Genomic DNA, 17695 nt, shown 5'->3' with positions numbered 1-17695 from the left:
AGCTCGTCCAGCACGCTTGAGCAAGTACATAGCAAAAAGCTGCCTCCAGGAGGCAATTGCCTCCCGAAAGCAGCTTTCAATTTACCTATTGGCTGGAACCTACCTTTGACCCGTTTAAGATTCGCCGGCTTGCATCCCTTTCATCCAACCGAGCAGTTCGCTGCTGACGGCCTCCAGCTGCTGTTCCGGTTTAATTCCAGCCGGCTTATCCCCTTTTTGGGAGCCATATGAACCGAACTGTCCGTGATTGCCGCCTTCAACCGTAACGTACTGCGTCTGGCTCGGCATATATTGTTTTCCTTTGCCCCAAGCTTCCCAGTTCATAACCCCATCATTTGATGCGGTTATTTGAAGGATAGGGAACTTGGCATCCGCTAGGCTTCCTTTCTTATCCGCATACGCAGCAAGATAAAACACGCCATCTATCTGATCCGTATGCCCCGCGGCATATCGTGATGCAAACACGCCTCCAAGCGAATGCCCGCCGATGACGTAGCTCTCGTCCGGATGCTCGGCAATGAAGCTATCTGCTTTGTTCGTTCCCGTAAATGCTAAATGAAGGGGCATGCTTGCGATATATACACGGTGCCCTGCTTCTGCCAGTTTACGAGCAAGCGGTGCATAGCTTTTAGGGTCAACCAAGCCTCCCGGATACAAAATAACACTTGGTTCAACGACCGCTTCATCACCCGCTTTCGGTTGGAAACGATAGCCGGCTTGTCCGATGCTGACCTCGACTTGCTCATCGCTTTTCATTGCAGCCTTCGCTGCATCGGATGGCGTATAGAGCATTATTTGGTAAACGACGGCAAGCAGTAATAACAGCAGCAAAACGATAGCTCCTGCCCATATCAGTCTTTTCCGCTTCCGCCACTGCTTAGGCTCTTGCAGCGCCTGTGATTGTTGACTCATACCTGCACTCCCTTTATTCCAGCAAGCTCATGAGCAGCTGTTGTGATTTCAAAGCTTCCTCGGCGTCCACTGCCGGCACTTGATCGTAGAGAAGACAGTCCATGAAATGCCGAACAGCGTCCTCGAAGCCGCGCTGGCTCAGAATCGTCTGCCAAGATGGAGGGAGGGTCTTCTCGATCCTCTCCGCACGTTCCACTTCAAGCACATTCATATTTTGAACACGGATGATCTCACCGGCTTGAACGATCTCAAGCTGCTCAAGCCCCGTGCCTGCATGCCGATGCATCGCGGTGGATATCGTAAAGCCTTCATACGTGTCAAAATGATGCTGTGTGTGGAGAAGCTGCTTCTGCTCATTCGTTCGTACCGTGCCTGTAGCCGTAGTTAACGAGCCCTTCGCAAGCCATCTTGCGGTATCTACAACATGAAGATAATCATCGAGCATCGTGAAGGCTGTATCCTGCGGACCAATCGCGTCCGAACGGTGCTTCTCGATTCGGACCCACGCCGTGTCGCTCATCTTTTGTTTCGCGTGTATGTACAGCGGCGCAAACCTGCGATTAAAGCCAATCATCAGCTTTCGTCCAAGCTTAGTGCTTAATTCAGCCAGCTGCTCCGCCTGCTCCAATGTCGCAGCAAGGGGTTTGTCTACGTATACGTCTTTCCCCTTCGCAAGCAGCGTTGACACGACATCATAATGCGAGTCTGTCGAGCTATGTACAAATACAGCATCGCAGCACGCTGCAAGCTCGGATAGGCTGCCAAAAGCGCCGATGCGGTATGCCGAGCAAATAAGCGAACGTTTCTCTTCATTTGGAGAATAGGCACCCACAAAGCTCCAATTCTCCGCTCTTGTTAAAATAGGCAGATAAACCTTCTGTGCAATGCCTCCCAGCCCAACCATACCGATTCGCGGCTTGCTCATCTGCTAACGCCTCCTGTTTTGTCCAGCCTTTATCATACGCTAGAACATATGTCTCTAGCAAAGCAAGACTGCTAGCGTTGGTTTCTACGCAGATTGTAAAGCTGTACATATGATAAAAAAAGGATATTTCTCCAACAGGCGAAAAGCCTGCTAAGAAATACCCTTTTGACTCTATTCGCTGCTTATTAAACCCAGCCCTTGCATCATGTTGTAAATAAGCACAGCCCCCTGTGCACGATTTGCTTCAGCAGCCGGGCTAAGTCTTCCCTCGCCCGTGCCTTGCATCCATTCATGCTTTACGGCATAGGCTGCTGCTTGTCGTGCCCAAGGTGAAATTTCTCCTTCATCACTGAATCCTTCCAACCATTTATCTGCTTCCTCAGCAGGTATAGCTTCTATGTGTCCGGCATACTTAAGCGCATTGAACAGGATCGTCACCATCTCCTGACGGTTTATTACGCCGGAAGGTCTGAAGGAGCCATCCTCATAACCATTAACCAGCCCCAAGCGATAACCCGTCATGACAGCATCGGCATACCACTGTCCTTCCTTCACATCTATAAATGCAGCTGCTTGTACAGGAGCAAGCTTTACGCCTACCGCCCGCAAAACCATCGTTATATACTGCGCGCGAGTCACCTCGCCAAACGGCAGAAAACTCCTGTCATTCATTCCTTGCACTATAAATTTGTTGCTTAACGCTTGGATAGCTTTTATCGCATAAGCTGCATCTTTTCCATCCTTGAAGCTGGTGACATGCCGCCATACCGTGTAATTGCCGCCATTCTTCAGCTTAAGCTCCGCTTTGCCTTCGCCATAGCTTGCCGGGACGCCATACACGCTTCCGCTCATACCTCCCATGAACGAAACAGCAGCCAAATCCTGCTCGGCATCGCCCGCACGCAGCTCAATGATGAGCTTAGCATAGCCAGCTTGATATTCGAGCGGTCTGACAGTGCCGTCCGCGCTCAGAGCTTCCAGCTTCAAGCCGAGCAGCGGGGAGCCCACCGATTCTGCGCTATTCAACTGCATGACACGCTCAGTTTCCTTCGTTTCCGAGCTTGCACCGTTAAACGCATGTATCGTAATCCGAATCGAATCGGTCAAAGGGTCCACTTGCTTCGCTAACTCCAGAAGAGGAAGCTTCAATGTGCCAAAAGAGGTCCTCAGCTCTAATTCGGCCTCCGGGTTTTGCGTTGACAGCTGTGTGATTGCAGCTGGAAGCTTCAGATTCACCTGCTCTACGGAGCCCGGCAATACGCCAATAGTAACTAATGTCGGCAGCGGCTTTAGCGCGAGGAGCGCATCCACGCCGCTGCTGTTAATCATAATTTCAGCAACTCCGGCAGCAGTCTGATGGACAGCTGCGTTTTGCAGGATGACTTGCCCAGCCTGTCCGCCTATCGTTTGGTCCAACAGCCCGCTTCCAGGATTCGGCGAGACGCCTCCGGTGCCGCCAGTGCCTCCGCTACCTCCGTCACCGCCAGTACCGCTATCTCCGCCAGTGCCCCCGTCTCCACCATCTCCATCATCTCCGCCGTCTCCGCCAGTACCGCCATCGCCTCCGTCTCCACCATCTCCGTCATCTCCACCATCTCCGCCAGTACCACCATCGCCGCCGTCTCCGCCATCTCCGCCAGTGCCGCCATCTCCAGTTGCGGCGCGTAACACAGAAAGCTCATAGCTCCGTACTTGGCCGTCCATCGCAGTAACTTTGATTTCAATGGCTTCCGTCTCACCTGCCGTAAGTGCAAAGGCTGCCGAGTCCGCTCCGCTTTCCACAAGCTCGCCGTTCACTTCAATGCGAGCACCCGCCTGCCTTGCAGATGGTGTGACTGAAATACTCGAGACTTTATTTTCTACATTAGCCGTATAGGTACTCCGACTGCCTTCGAATGCTTCGTTTAACGTCCCCGCAGACAATGCTATTCCCGCTAATTGATTTTGCAGAAACTCAAATTTTTGAAGCCGGTTGTTATTGCTCTCGGTTGTCAGAACATTACCGAACCGATCAACAGCGATGCCTCGCAATCCATCGAATGCCCCGTCTTGATTGCCCGTTTCTCCCCAGCTCTCCAGAAGCTCGCCGTTTGGAGCATATTTCCGGATGCGATTATTCACGCTATCGGCAAGATACACATTGCCCATTACGTCAAGCGCGATATCCGACAGGTATCCAATATCGTCTTCGCCTAATCCGGCCCACTCGACTTGTAGAGGCTCGCCCGTACGAGTAAACGTCTGTACACGGAAAGAGTCCGTCACGTATACAATGTCTCTTTCGCTATCCACTGCAATACTTTGCGGCCTAAAGTAAAAGAAACCACCGCTGTAATCCGGTTCACCGGCAAAGCTGGCTACGTTCTCTCCAGCCGAATTAAATATTTCAACGGTATGGCCGCCTGTATTTGCGACATAAACATTGCCTTCACGATCCATGGCCAAGTCACGCGGCTCACCAAGCCGATTGCTAAGGACAGCAATTGATTCATCCGCCGGATCATACTTAATAAGGCTGCCATAGCTTGTCATATATATCTGTCCCGCTGCATTAACCGTCAATCCGATAGGTAAGAAATCGGAATCGCCGCCTTTTTCCTGCATATATGACAGCTCATTATTAAACTGCTGCACGCGATTATTGCCTTGATCCGCTACAAATACGTTGCCAACCGTGTCAACTGCTATATCTTCGGGGATAAAAAATTGTCCCGCCTCACCGCCAAGGTTCCCCCATGTATCCATATGCCCAAGAGAAGAATCAAACTTCTGAACACGATAATTATATTTGTCTGCAACATACACACTTCCGTCATTTGCAATGGTTATCGCTTCTGGCGAATTGAACTGCCCGTTGCGTCTTCCTTCCTCCCCAACGACAACAGCCTTCCACTCCGAGTTGAAACGTACTATCTGGTTATTGCCTCGATCTGTCACATAGAGATTGCCTTCACCGTCAGGCTCGATGTCTCCGATATCGTCAATGAATACCGTGTCGAACGAAGCCTGCTCTTCATCTCCATCTCCATCCCATTGATCCAACAGCAAGCCCTCGCCGCTTAGCTTTAGAATGCGGTTGCCGTCCTCTGCAACGTAAAGATGCCCCGATGCATCAACGGAAATGCTTGATAGGCGGTTGAAGCTAATGCTGGCTTCCTCTGTTGTCGCATAGGCCGTCCAGCTCTCGAAATCAGAATCCCCTTCTTCAAGCAGCCATATTTGATTCAAGCTCTCATCCGCTGCATAGACTCTCCCTGTCGCCTCATCAACGGCAATTGAAGCAATGTAGCCGAATTGTTCTACTCCGTTCCACTCCTCAACTATCGTAAAATCGTAGTCTGCGCCCACTTCCAGTTTAAATACCGCATTTCCGTCTGTCACATATACAAAACCAGCTTCGGATACAATCAATTTACGGGGGCTAAAATCAGCTCCGTCCATGCTTCCGAGCTCGCCGAGCTTCTCTCCCTCCGCATTAAATATGCTGATTTCCTGCTTATTCCACTCTGTGACGAATACGTTTCCGCTTCGGTCTGCCGCAACGTCCGTTATCGATTTGAAATAATGGGCTTTCTCCGGCGCCATCCGCTCGAAGCTGTAGCTTTCGGTCATCCCTTCCGCCGCTGCAATGCCTTGCCCCATTCCTGCCCAGCCATATGAGAACAAAGATGCCGCTAACGCCAGCTTTGCTGCTCGGTTCCTGCCTGCTAATTGAAACAATTGTCCCACTTCCCTCATCGTGATTTTTCTCCTGTTTTTGAGTGCTTGATCGCTTTTATTGATACTAGCAACTCATAAACAGAAAAACGATTGACGAAAGTTAACTTTTGCTCGATTTTGTCGGAAAAGGTAGCCTATAATAGAATAATAGACAATTTTGTCATCACTAGCGGAGGCATTATGAACCCATCACTTCATCACGTATTTTTGCAAACCAAAACCGTGCTTCCGGTTATGCGTTCAAATCTCGTTGCCCGAAATCGTCTAACCGATCGGCTGAACGACGGTACTCAGCGCAGATTAACAAGCATTTGCGCTCCTGCGGGGTTTGGTAAAACAACGCTTCTGAGCCAGTGGCTTCATCAAACAAGCCTTCATGCAAGCTGGCTTTCTTTGGATGCACGCGATAACGACATGGTTCGTTTCTGGCGTTATGCCGTGCAGGCAGTGGCTTCCATGCCATCTGCCCAGCCCATGGAGCATTTTGCAAGGCTGCTGCCGTTGCTCTCCTCGGCATCCATCGATACTTTTCTGGACGCCTTTATCAATGAGCTGCATAGGCATGAACAACCGATTGTCCTCATCTGGGATGACTACCAATATATACAGCACCCAGACATTCATAGCAGCACGGCTTATTTCATCGACCATCTGCCAATAAATGCCCATTTGGTCATTGCTTCGCGTTCAGAGCTGCCTTTCTCCCTTGTCAAATGGACGGCCAAATCCGAGCATCTGGACCTTCCTATCGGCCAGCTCCAATTCACGCGGGATGAAACGGAAGCGTATTACAAGGAAACCACGCTGCTCCCTTTAACTGCCATACAGCTGAATGGCATATTTGAGAGAACCGAGGGCTGGGTTACTGCACTCCAGCTCATCTCCATCTCGCTTCAAACGGAGACCGATTACGATCGTCTCATCGCTAGCTTTACCGGCGGTCACCGCGCTGTCGCTGACTTCATGTTTCAAGAAGTATTGACCGGGCTGCCCGAGGACATGTCTCGGTTTCTGCTTCAGACCGCAATGCTGGGGCGCATGGATGCTGAGCTTTGCAGCGTAATCACGAAGCATCCCGATTCCCGCTGCATGCTGGAGCAGTTGAAGGCGCAGAGCCTATTTCTCATTTCCCTCGATGAGCACAACGAATGGTTTCGGTATCATCATTTGTTCGCCGAGTTTTTGCAGAATCGATTAAAGCAGCTTCACCCTGACCTGTGGATAGCTTATAACCATGCCGCAAGCATCAGCTTGGCCGAGCGCGGATTTATCGTTGAAGCGCTTGACCATGCCCTTGCCGCGCATGACTCGGCGCTGACGGAAAAGCTGCTAGAGAAGCATGCGCCAGCACTGTTAATGCAAGGTGAATTCTCCAGCCTGCTGCGCTGGCTGGATTTCTTTCCTCAGACGACAGCTGGAAGGGCGCAGGAAACCTCGCTTCTTCACGCCTTCGTGCTCATCGTTAACGGTCAGCCCGATCGCGCAGAGGAGATGCTTGCACATATTGAACAGCAGCCTGAAGCCGCCCACGATCAGCAAATGCAAAGCGGTTTATTATTCGTAAAGTCCAACCTGCTGTTCTCAAGCGGCAGATTCGAGCAATGGCTTGCCTTTGCCAGCAAAGGCTTAGATGACATGCTTCCACATAGCTCGATTTATTATAATTTCAACTACAATCTTACGGAGCCGCTCGTTCGGCGCACCTCCTTCGGTATGAACGGCACATTGACCGCCGACACCGAGCAGATTGCGAAGCTCTTTACCAGCACGCTCAAAGCACATAACTGGAACGAATCGCTAATCAACCTATATGTGATGCAGTCTCTATGCGAAGGCTATTACGAGTGGAACCGCCTGAAGGAGGCTGAAGCTCTATTAGGCGTTATTGACCGCGCTGCCCGCTTGAGCAAGACGTTCGGGCTTTTTGTGCCTAACCGAATTACTCAAGCCATGGCTTATATGGCACAAGGGCTTTCCTATTTGGCCCATGATACGATCGATGAAGCGATGCAGTTCGCTTTGCTCGAGCAAGCTAGCCTTCATTGGAAGCAAGCTCTAATAGCCTGTAAGATTCGCCTGCATCTGCTTGATGGCAGCATCTCCCTTGCCAAGAAGGAGCTTCCGAAGCTGCAAATCTCCATGAAGGAGAAGCCGGTCTTCAATCGCTATTTTGAATATGTGTTGCTTGCGAGACTTTTGGGAGCGCAGCGGAAAGAAACCGAAGCGCTTCGGATTGTATCCTATCTAAAGCCTCAAGCCATGAGAGAAGGCCATTTGGTGAGCACCGTCGAACTGACTATTCTTGAAGCCTGCTTGATGGATCAGCTAGGCCGAAGAAAAAATGCGCTCGACACTTTGCACGAAGCACTTGCGCTGACTGAGCCGTTTGGCTATTTGCGGAGCTATACGGATGAAGGCGAGCGTATGCGGACATTGCTCCAAAGGTATATGAATCATCGCGAGCATTCGCCGGAAGCAAGCCCTCCTGGCTCTGTATCAGAGGACTACGTACAAAGGCTGCTGCAAGCCTTCCCTGCGAGAGGAGCCAAGGCTTCTGCCGATTCAAGGCTGGAAGAGCTTAGCCGCAGCGAGCTTCAGCTCCTTCAGCTCATCCGTCAAGGCGCTTCGAACAAAACGATCGCCCAAACCCTTATGCTGTCCGAGGGCACCGTCAAAGTCTATCTCTCTCGTATTTATGTCAAGCTAGGCGTTTCCTCGCGTACGCAAGCTTTGCTTGCCGCCGAAGAACTGCAGCTGCTGAAAGAAGAATAACTTTCGGCTAATATAAAATACCCAATCTTTGCCGGAAATTTGGTACACTAATAACAAATTTGTTTGTATAAGGATGATGACCATGTCGGATGATAACGGCCGCGACGATCTTGCCGATCGCCGCCGCAACAAGCTGAAGGTGCTTCGTTTCGATAACAACGGCAAGGATTTAGTAGAATCCGAGAAGCCCGAAGAAAATTTTTCCGATGTCGGCGGGCTTGAAGACGTGAAAAAAAAGATCCGCATGAACTTCATATTGCCGCTTAAGCAGCCCGAGCTCTTCGCCGCTTACGGCAAAGAGGCTGGCGGCAGCCTTCTGCTCTACGGGCCGCCCGGCTGCGGCAAAACCTTTCTTGCGCGCGCGGTTGCCGGCGAAATTGACGCCAATTTCATGCATATCGAGCTGCAAGCCATACTTGGCATGTATGTCGGGCAAAGCGAAAACAACCTGCATGACATTTTCGAGAAGGCACGCGAGAACAAGCCCTGCGTTATTTTCATCGATGAATTGGACGCCATGGGCGGCAGCCGGAACCAGATGCGCCAGCATCATGACCGAATACTTGTAAATCAGCTTCTGATGGAGCTCGATGGGCTGCGTACCTTTAACGATCAGGTATTTGTAATCGGCGCTACCAATACGCCTTGGTACCTCGACTCTGCGCTACGCAGGCCGGGCCGCTTTAATCATATGATCTTTGTACCGCCGCCAGAGGAAGCCGAGCGGGCAGCTATTCTGCAGCTGAAGCTAGCCGGAAAGCCGATGTCCTCGCTGGACTTGAGCAAAATCTCCAAAGAAACAAAGCATTTCTCAGGAGCGGACTTGGAGCAAATCGTTAAGGATGCCGTCGAATGCGCACTGGAGCGTACACTCGAAACGGGAGAGATTCAGCCCATCGTACAGGATGATCTGAAGAAAGCGTCCAAACAGCGGAAAGCGACCACGCTGGATTGGTTCGCGACAGCCAAAAACTACGCCACCTTCAGCGATGTTAATCAAGACTACCAGATTGTTTTGGATTACATGAAACAGAGCGGATTGAAATAATGACCATAGAGCGAGGACATGACTGGGATGGATAACTGGGATGAAGAGCTTCAGAATACGCGTTATCAGCAAATCGAACAGCTAATTGCATGGAAAAAGCTTGAGGAAGCTCGGAAGCTAGCCGTCTCCCTTATACAGGATACGCCGGATGACCCGAACGCTATCGCGCTGCTCGCTCATATTTGCCTGCATCAGGACCAATATGATCAGGCTCTCCATTGGGCTGGCCAATCGCTTCGGCATGATCCGGAGAATACGTTAGCTTGGTTCGTACGAAGCAACACCTATTACACCATGGAGCATTGGAAATCTGCCATGGAGGCGATCGTCGAAGGCCAGCGCATTGATCCCTACGAGCCCCATTATTTTTTCCTGCGCGCCAATATTTGCAATAAGACGAGCAAATTCGAAGAAGCGAGAGATCTATTGCTGAAGGCGCTTGAAATATCTCCCGAGAATGCTTTGTATCTCGCAAATCTAAGCTATAATGAAGCGCTCCTTCGTCATTTCCCCGAGTCCAGGCTGCTCGCCAGCAAGGCGCTGCGCCTTGAAGTCGAATCCGATCTTGTTTATCTCTACCTCGCTTGGTCCGCAGAGAGACGGAACGATTATGATGACTACCTGAACATGCTGAAGAATGCCATACGGCTGGATCCCGATGATCAGCAAATACGCAAGGAATACATGGAAGGACTCCAAAAGACATACAAGCTTTACCGTGTTCTCTTATACCCTAGCAGTCTAGCGAAACGGATGAAGCCTTGGCAGGTGCTGGTCATATGGATTGGGCTTTGGATTATCTTCAGGCCGCTGGTCATTGTCTTTATTGTTCTCTATTATGCGACCTATTGGATTACACGCTTAATGGTGCATGTTAAGCTGTTCGGTTGGAACTTTCGTCGATAAACGGCTTCCGAGCAGAGCATCTGCAACCAAATAAAGGCTTCATCTAAGGAGAAACGCCTGACGGCGTCCTTTCAATAGACGCCATCGTTTCAGCGAAACGTATAGAGAAAGTAGGAGAAAACCCATATACTTTCCTATACGTTGAAAAACATCGCTCATGCTTCCAACAATCGTTGGAAGCGGAGCGATGTTTCTTCGTTTCATCCTATTTTGTTATCAAGCTGGCAGCAGATTATTGCACGCGAATGCTTACAATTTCAAAAGGCTTGAAGCTCAGCTGTACGACACCATCTTGAATGTCCAGCTGATAGAGCTCCTGTTCCAATAAATTGACGACAGCCGCCTCCCTTGCGGCCAGCGGCAGCCGCAGCGCAATCTGCTCGCGTGCGCCGGTTGATTCATATAATCGAAAGATTGTTCCTACACCCTGCTCGGCAGCCTTGATCGTATCCAGAATGACATGATTGCTCTCAAACCGAACCAGTTGTTGCCTCGAAGGCAGTACGCCTGCTTGACTTCGCCCGTTTGTTTCGGCTGCGGCGTCGACATGGCCTTCCATTACCCGCACCGGATGATTAAGCTCCATCGCGTTTCGCAGGACATGGGCGCTGCGCCAATCCTGCTCATGCGGATATAGCGAATAGGTAAACACATGATCTCCTTGGTCCGCCGTCAGATCCGGCCATCTTGGGGCACGCAATAAAGAGAGCCTCATCGTGCTTTCTTTAATGTCATAGCCGTATTTGCAATCATTCAGTAAGCTTACTCCGTAATTGCCCTCGGATAAATCAGCAAAGCGATGACCGCAAACCTCATATTGGGCCTGCTCCCAGCTCGTATTCGTATGCGTCGGCCTCTCCAAAGCGCCAAACGGAATCTCATAAGTAGCTTTGCTTGCTACTACGTCGACTGGAAAGGCAACCTTCAGAAGCTTATGCTCTTCCTTCCAATCCACATTGGTTTTAAAATCGACACGTTTCTTATCATGGTAAAAAATAATATGCTGCTCGATGAAGGATTGGCCGATCTGCCACTTAAAGCGAAGCACGTCCTGCGCTTTCCCTTGAACGACAACCTCCTTGCTGAGCAGCTGTACGGAGTCCGCGCGCTGCGCCTCGAATCTAGGGTCGATATCCCACGCATCCCAAATTAAGGGCTTATCGAAGAATAGCTGAAATTCATTCGCTTTCTCACCGGTCAGAATCAATTCGCGGCCCGCAGACTTATCAAACCAGCGTATAATTTCTCCTTGGGCATTAAATGCGATCGCATAATGCGATGTTTCCCAGGAATCGCCCAGCTCCCTCGGATCCGTTACGCCCTCCGTTCCTGCTAACGGCGCCGGCCTAAGCCAAACCGTTGTATAACCGAAGGCAGGAATGCTCTTCACGCTAATATCCAGCGTTGCGCTGCCGCAATGGTGCAAAAGATTGCTGTCCAGCAGATTTCCATCCTCATCGAATGCTGAGAGCTGCTTATGTTCGCCATTCAGCTCGATCGATACAACAGCATTTCTATCCCAGCCCAAGCTATTGAATACGAAATATGGCTTGCCTTCATCTTGCGCATGAATGCGCCTTGTGAGAGCCGTCAGCGATTGCTCCAGGCATGCTTCTCCAAGCTTGAACACCCGCTCGTACTCTTCAGCTGATGTCACATACGTTTCCGGAATAGCCGTACCTGGAATAATATCATGGAATTGGTTCAGCAATATAAGCTTCCATCCCTCATGCAGCATCGCCTGTACCGGCTCTGCTTGGCCAGGCTGAAAGGCGTCTCGAGCCAAGCTGCTCCAAATCTCCGCCTCCCGGTACAGAACCTCCGCCTTTCGGTTGCTCCGCTTATTGCGAGCATGCGTCGTATAGGTGCCCCGGTGCAGCTCCAAATATAAATCGCCATGCCACTTCGGCAAGTCATCCCGCTTCTCCCAGGCGCGTTCGAAAAATTCGGCTGCCGTGCTGAAATGACTGCTTGGCAGTTCGACCATCATCTCGGAGCGCTGAGTAAACTCTACCATTTCCCTCGTCACGCCGCCCCCGCCGTCTCCATGCCCGTAAAGCAGCATTAGCTCATCCAGCTTGTCTTTGTGCCGGTATGCTTCCCAATGCTCATGTACGTCCTTCGGCCTCGTATGCTCGTTCAAGCCATGATTCAAATACGATAGGACAGACGTGCCGTCGATGCCGACCCAGTGGAATAGATCATACGGAAACCGATTGGTGTCATTCCAATTTAGTTTGGTTGTCATAAAGTAGTCGACGCCTGCCAGCTTCAACAGCTGTGGAAGCGACGCGCAATAACCAAACGTATCGGGCAGCCATTCGATACTGGACGTTTTGCCGAATTCCTCTTTATAAAAGAGCTGTCCGTACAAAATTTGCCGCACAAGCGACTCTCCGCTCGGAATGTTCAAATCCGGCTCGACCCACATGCCGCCCACTAGCTCCCAGCGGCCTTCGGCTACTCGAAGCTTGATTTGCTCGTAGAGCTCGGGATAATGCTCCTTTGCGAAAGCGTACAGCAGCGGCTGACTCTGCGAATAAACGAAATTCGGATATTCCTGCATCAGCGTATTCATCGTGGAGAAGGTTCTGCTTACCTTGCGAACAGTCTCCCGCACGGGCCATAACCACGCAACATCGATATGCGACTGGCCAACCATATGCATCTTGCCGTTAACACCCTGCGCAGGCGCGAACGCTTTGACCTGCTTGGCAAGCCTTTCCTCCAAGCCATGCAGCCTCTCTCCGTCTAGGCTCCCATTATCCAGCCGACGCTCCGTCTCATCCATCGTTTCATACAAAGCATCCTGGAGCCTCAGCCTTTTCAGATCCTGTTCCGGCAGCAGCCATACCGATTCACAGACTGCTTTCATGCCATACATCAGGCTTTGCATCGGTTTATTCACGCGGACCAGCTGGATACGGATATAGGCTATAGGCGGAGCGATCGTCGCCTGCGCGTTCAAAGGATCGACCGGCTCCGGTATCGGGTCATACAGCTCGATTTCGATCAATGGATTCAAACCGACTCCCTCCATGTGCAGCGGGACAAACATGTGGTTGCGGTCTAAGCCATGATACGGAACGCCGTTTACCTTCAGCATCCCTTCGCCCCCGCCTTCTACAAACAATCCAATGGGATCCCCCAGCCAAGCAGAAGGTATTTCAAGCTGCTTTCGCAAAAAATAAGTCACGCCCTGCGCGCTGTTCAAAGGGTCCATCGTCTGGACGAAGAAATCATCTGACTCATATTCATAAACGCCGGGCACGATATAACGCGCTTTCCTCATTTCCCAATTGGGAAGCGGGATTGCCTCCTTCCACTGCATGCCTGCCAGCTTCTTCAAAAAGCGGTTTATTCTATGCATGTTTTCCCTCATCCTTTACCATTAAGCTGCCGCTAACGAAATCCTCGGCATTTTTTCCGACCATTATGATAAACTCACCGTCTTCTACTACAGGCTCAAAGCTTTGATTAATAAGCTGCAGGTGCTCCCGCGCAATCGAGAACGTCACCGTCGTTGTCTCGCCAGGGGCGATGTGCACCTTACGGAAACCCTTCAGCTCCTTATTCGGTCGCGTTACCGAGCTGATCTTATCCGTTACATATAGCTGTACGACTTCCGAGCCCGCTGCCTGACCAATATTCGTCACTTCGATTTGAACGGTTGCTTCTTCGCCGGGACCGATTTGCTGCGGAGAGATCTGCAAGCGATCATACCGGAATTCCGTATAGCTAAGCCCATAGCCAAACGGATACTGCGGCTTGTTGTCCATCTCCAAATACCGCTTGCCCCTGCTTCTCTTGCCGTTGTAATAAACAGGCAGCTGGCCCACATGCTTAGGTATGGATACCGTCAGACGTCCCGAAGGATTCACATCTCCGAATAAAATATCGGCAATCGCGTTTCCTCCCTCCTGCCCAGGATACCATGCTTCGACAATGGCGTGAGCATGCTCGTCAATCCATGGCTCCACGATCGGACGACCATTGATATAAACGATGATGACCGGCTTTCCTAATTTATAAATGTCTTGAACGAGCTCCAACTGAACGCCCAGCAGCCCCAGACCAGCACGGTCAATCCCTTCGCCGCATTCCATGTCGCTCCATGCATGCTCGGTAACCACCGATGCGCCAGTACGCAAATCAATCGTGCCTTCGCCGAAATCCCGTGCGCTGGAGCCGCCGATTGCCATGATGACAACGTCTGCCTGTTCCGCGCAGGAGATCGCATGCTCGAAGCCTTCCCTGGCATCGCCTCTTATTCGGCAGCCGAGCGCATGCAGCACCTGCTCGTCCGCGCCACTGCCCAGCTTATTGCGAATGCCGTCCAGCAGCGTAACAATCTGGCTGCGCTGCTGAGGCGAGGTATAATCGCCTAATTGATTGTACATCTGGTCGGCATTAGGACCGATAACGGCAACTTTGCGCATGTCCTTCTTCAAAGGAAGTGTCTGGTCAGTATTTTTCAGTAACACAATGCTCTCCTGCGCGATTTGCCGGGCAAGCCGGACATGCTCGGAGCAGCCAATGACCTCCGCCGCTCTAGCAGGATTAACGTACGGATTCTCGAAAAGTCCAAGCTTGAACTTTATGCTTAATACGCGTCTAACGGCATCATCCAGCACCGTTTCATCCAGCAAGCGATTCTGCACCGCCGACTCTAGATGCTTGGCGAACATTTCGCCCGACATTTCCATATCAACGCCGGCTTTCAGAGCAAGTGCCGCCGCATGCTCGCCATCCTCGGCTACGTCATGTCCCCATGCCAGCATATTGATGGCGCCGCAGTCCGTTATGACAAAGCCGTCAAAGCCCCACTGCCCGCGGAGCAGCTCCTTTAATAAATAAGCATTGGAGGTACAGGGAATGCCGTCGATTTCGTTATAGGCGGTCATCACGGAGAGAGCGCCTGCCGCCACGCCCTTGCGGAATGGAAGCAAATCCGATTCATGCAGCTCGCGCATGCCCATATGGACAGGTCCCGCGTTCCGTCCACCCTCTGAGCTGCCATAAGCGACAAAATGCTTAAGCGTCGCAATGACGCTTCCCTCCGCATCCAGCCTTTCTCCTTGCAGCCCTTCCACTGCCGCTACCGCCAGCTCGCCGATCAAATAAGGATCTTCGGCGAAGCATTCCTCCGTCCGGCCCCAACGTGGATCGCGCACGACGTCTAGCACCGGCGAGTACGTCGCTGCCCCTCCTTGGCTTCTCGTTTCCAGCGCAATGGCCCGGCACATCTCGCGGTACAGATCAACATTCCAGGCGCTTCCTACGGATAAAGGCACAGGGAAGACGGTCGCGCCTATTGCCATATGGCCATGCGAGCATTCCTCACCAAACAAAATCGGAATGCCAAGCCGTGAGTTTTCGATTACAAAGCGCTGGATATCATTAATCGCCCTTGCCCCTTCTTCAGGCGAGAGGCCGTTCTCAAGCGTAACCTCCGTCCATGGATCGGCACGCAGAACGCCATATAACGAGCCTATACCGCCTTCCTTTACCTGCTTTTGGAAGTCTTCCGACAGTACGACTTTTCCATTTTCCTTCGCATATGTTTTCCAGCCAAACGGTTGCAGCAGCTGGCCAATTTTCTCATGTAGCGTCATTTCCTTCAGCAAATGCCCTGCCCGTTCCGGGATTGAGAATGACGAATCCTTATAGCTCATTGCCTGCTCTCCTTATCATGCTCCGTATATAGCAGCAGGAAGCATACCCTAAGGTTATACTCCCTGCCAGCCATTCTATTTTCTTATTCTGCTTTTTTGATCGCGTTGCCGTAGATCTCAATATATTTAGCGAGATTCAAGCCGTCAAAGCCTTTCACGTAAGCATCCCAATCCTTCTGGATGTCTTTGCTGCCTATAATGAATTGAGCCATATTGGTTGTTACATAATCTTGAATCGATGTCGTCAATTGCGATGCGGCATCCGTGTCCTCCGGACGAATAAAGACGCCGGACGGGTAAATCTCTTTTGGCGAATAAGGGGCGAATGCGTTTGTCGCTTGCGCAAGGCGCGTTTCGTAGCCGTCAGGAGCGAGCGGATCCTGTCCTACGGCAAACAGATCGCGGAATTCCTTCGTCAAATCCTTCGGGCCCATCAAAGACCAGCTGTCATTGCGGATCGCGTCCGGATCAGCTACCGGAATTCCTTTAAAGCTGTATTTGGCAGCTTGACCGTCAATATTCTTCTCGTCGGCTTCTGCTGTTTTCCAGCCAATTCCTTCTTCCGAGCCATATTCGCTCTTAATCGCTCCTTCCTCGCTGAAGGCATAATCCATCATTTTAATCGCAGCGATTTGCTGTGCCTCGGAAGCTTTATTCGTTAGAGCGAATTGGAATTCGCTAATGCCCTGCGAAGCGCCTGCCAGCTGCACGCCGTCTGGTCCTTTGAGCGGCGGTACAATGACCCAGTGCTTATGTCTGGTAAGCTTCTCATCATATGGATTAACCAGGTAACTAACAAGCGCAGTCGAAATCGAGCCTACGATTTCGTCACCCTCGCGATTGCCAAGCTGACCGATCGCTTGATCGTTTTGGGTAAATGCCGCTGGATCGATCAGACCATCCTTGTACAGCTTATTCATGTAAATTAAGCCTTGCTTCCAACCTTCCTTGTTCGCTGCAAAGTCTACCTTTCCATCGTTCAAGGTCAAATACTTGCCATTATCGTTATAGATGAAGGAATTCATTAAGTAAGCGTCGATGTTGCCGTTCCATACGTTTTTGTTAGGTGCGCCTGTGAGCGGGATTTCATCGGCTTTGCCGTTACCGTTCGGATCCTTTTCTTTGAAAGCCTTCAATACCGCATAAAGCTCGTCTGTCGTAGTCGGAACAGCCAAACCTACCTTATCGAGCCACTCTTGGTTGATCCAAAACTTTTGCGAGAAGGTACAATGGTAGCATTCATTAAGACGCGGCAGAGCGTAAATATTGCCGTCCGTTGCCGTAATGGCGTCTTTAAAATACGGTTTCTTCTCCATCATCGCTTTAATGTTCGGAGCATATTGATCAATCAAATCGTTCAAAGGAAGGAATACGCCTTGCTTGCCGTAGGTGAGCAAATCCGTATGCGAGAATTTACCCTCAAGGAAAACCTCCGGATAATCACCGCTGGCAAGCAGCAATTGACGGCGGTCCGTCAGCGCGTCCGCAGGAGCGAGATCCCATTTTATTTTGACATTGAATTTTTCCTCAACGTGCTTCGTATAGCTGTTGTCTTCTAAGGGAGCTTTCCCTTGAGGAGCAAAAAATGTCATCGAAACCGGCCCTGCTTCTTCGGTTGTATTTTTGTCTCCGGTGTTCGCAGTCGTATTATTGCCCTCATTGCTATTACCGCAAGCTGACAATACTAATGTCACACTTAATACAAGTGCAAGCATGCTGAAGAATGTTTTTTTCAAA

The 17695-nt window shown here is 50.9% G+C and carries 9 protein-coding genes; 3 read left to right on the top strand and 6 right to left on the bottom strand.

Annotated elements, in window-relative coordinates; all coding sequences use genetic code 11:
* Window positions 1-114: 114 nt before the first annotated feature.
* The 3 genes from FHS16_RS11890 to FHS16_RS11880 all read right to left on the bottom strand — a co-directional run bounded on the left by FHS16_RS11890 (window position 115) and on the right by FHS16_RS11880 (window position 5575).
* Window positions 115-912 carry an alpha/beta hydrolase gene (locus FHS16_RS11890; protein ID WP_183562273.1) on the bottom strand — a complete coding sequence of 266 codons (798 nt, stop codon included), beginning with the start codon at window positions 910-912 and terminating at the stop codon, window positions 115-117.
* A gap of 13 nt (window positions 913-925) precedes the next feature.
* Entirely contained in the window at window positions 926-1837 is a 912-nt protein-coding gene (locus FHS16_RS11885; RefSeq protein WP_183562272.1) for a Gfo/Idh/MocA family protein, read from the bottom strand.
* 171 nt (window positions 1838-2008) lie between these two features.
* Entirely contained in the window at window positions 2009-5575 is a 3567-nt protein-coding gene (locus FHS16_RS11880; RefSeq protein ID WP_183562270.1) for an S-layer homology domain-containing protein, read from the bottom strand.
* Window positions 5576-5737: 162 nt separating this feature from the next.
* Here FHS16_RS11880 and FHS16_RS11875 point away from each other — a divergent pair, with 162 nt between their 5' ends.
* The 3 genes from FHS16_RS11875 (at window position 5738) to FHS16_RS11865 (ending at window position 10283) form a co-directional block, all read left to right on the top strand.
* Window positions 5738-8329 (top strand): winged helix-turn-helix domain-containing protein, encoded by a 2592-nt coding sequence (locus tag FHS16_RS11875; protein WP_183562268.1) that lies wholly within the window; start codon window positions 5738-5740, stop codon window positions 8327-8329.
* An 82-nt stretch (window positions 8330-8411) separates the two neighbouring features.
* A complete protein-coding gene (locus tag FHS16_RS11870) occupies window positions 8412-9377 on the top strand; it encodes an ATP-binding protein (RefSeq protein WP_183562266.1) in 966 nt (321 codons plus the stop codon).
* A gap of 18 nt (window positions 9378-9395) precedes the next feature.
* On the top strand, window positions 9396-10283 hold the full coding sequence (locus FHS16_RS11865; protein ID WP_183562264.1) for a tetratricopeptide repeat protein: 888 nt from the start codon (window positions 9396-9398) through the stop codon (window positions 10281-10283).
* Between the two features lie 232 nt (window positions 10284-10515).
* Here FHS16_RS11865 and FHS16_RS11860 read toward each other — a convergent pair whose 3' ends face one another.
* The 3 genes from FHS16_RS11860 to FHS16_RS11850 all read right to left on the bottom strand — a co-directional run bounded on the left by FHS16_RS11860 (window position 10516) and on the right by FHS16_RS11850 (window position 17694).
* Window positions 10516-13653 (bottom strand): alpha-mannosidase, encoded by a 3138-nt coding sequence (locus tag FHS16_RS11860; RefSeq protein ID WP_183562261.1) that lies wholly within the window; start codon window positions 13651-13653, stop codon window positions 10516-10518.
* Entirely contained in the window at window positions 13646-15958 is a 2313-nt protein-coding gene (locus FHS16_RS11855) for a glycoside hydrolase family 3 N-terminal domain-containing protein (protein ID WP_183562259.1), read from the bottom strand. The genes FHS16_RS11860 and FHS16_RS11855 overlap by 8 nt, the downstream gene beginning before the upstream one ends.
* An 83-nt stretch (window positions 15959-16041) precedes the next feature.
* Complete coding sequence (locus tag FHS16_RS11850) at window positions 16042-17694, bottom strand: type 2 periplasmic-binding domain-containing protein (RefSeq protein ID WP_312890865.1); 1653 nt, start codon at window positions 17692-17694, stop codon at window positions 16042-16044.
* Between the last annotated feature and the right edge of the window lies 1 nt (window position 17695).

The organism is Paenibacillus endophyticus (genome assembly GCF_014192395.1).
Taxonomy (GTDB): Bacteria; Bacillota; Bacilli; order Paenibacillales; family Paenibacillaceae; genus Pristimantibacillus; species Pristimantibacillus endophyticus.
Note: the sequence above shows the minus strand (reverse complement) of the source record. Positions and strands in the feature narration are given on the sequence as shown.

Coding starts and splice junctions, on each gene's coding strand:
- FHS16_RS11890 (WP_183562273.1), bottom strand. CDS start 912: ATGAGTCAACAATCACAGGCGCTGCAAGAGCCTAAGCAGTGGCGGAAG.
- FHS16_RS11885 (WP_183562272.1), bottom strand. CDS start 1,837: ATGAGCAAGCCGCGAATCGGTATGGTTGGGCTGGGAGGCATTGCACAG.
- FHS16_RS11880 (WP_183562270.1), bottom strand. CDS start 5,575: ATGAGGGAAGTGGGACAATTGTTTCAATTAGCAGGCAGGAACCGAGCA.
- FHS16_RS11875 (WP_183562268.1), top strand. CDS start 5,738: ATGAACCCATCACTTCATCACGTATTTTTGCAAACCAAAACCGTGCTT.
- FHS16_RS11870 (WP_183562266.1), top strand. CDS start 8,412: ATGTCGGATGATAACGGCCGCGACGATCTTGCCGATCGCCGCCGCAAC.
- FHS16_RS11865 (WP_183562264.1), top strand. CDS start 9,396: ATGACTGGGATGGATAACTGGGATGAAGAGCTTCAGAATACGCGTTAT.
- FHS16_RS11860 (WP_183562261.1), bottom strand. CDS start 13,653: ATGCATAGAATAAACCGCTTTTTGAAGAAGCTGGCAGGCATGCAGTGG.
- FHS16_RS11855 (WP_183562259.1), bottom strand. CDS start 15,958: ATGAGCTATAAGGATTCGTCATTCTCAATCCCGGAACGGGCAGGGCAT.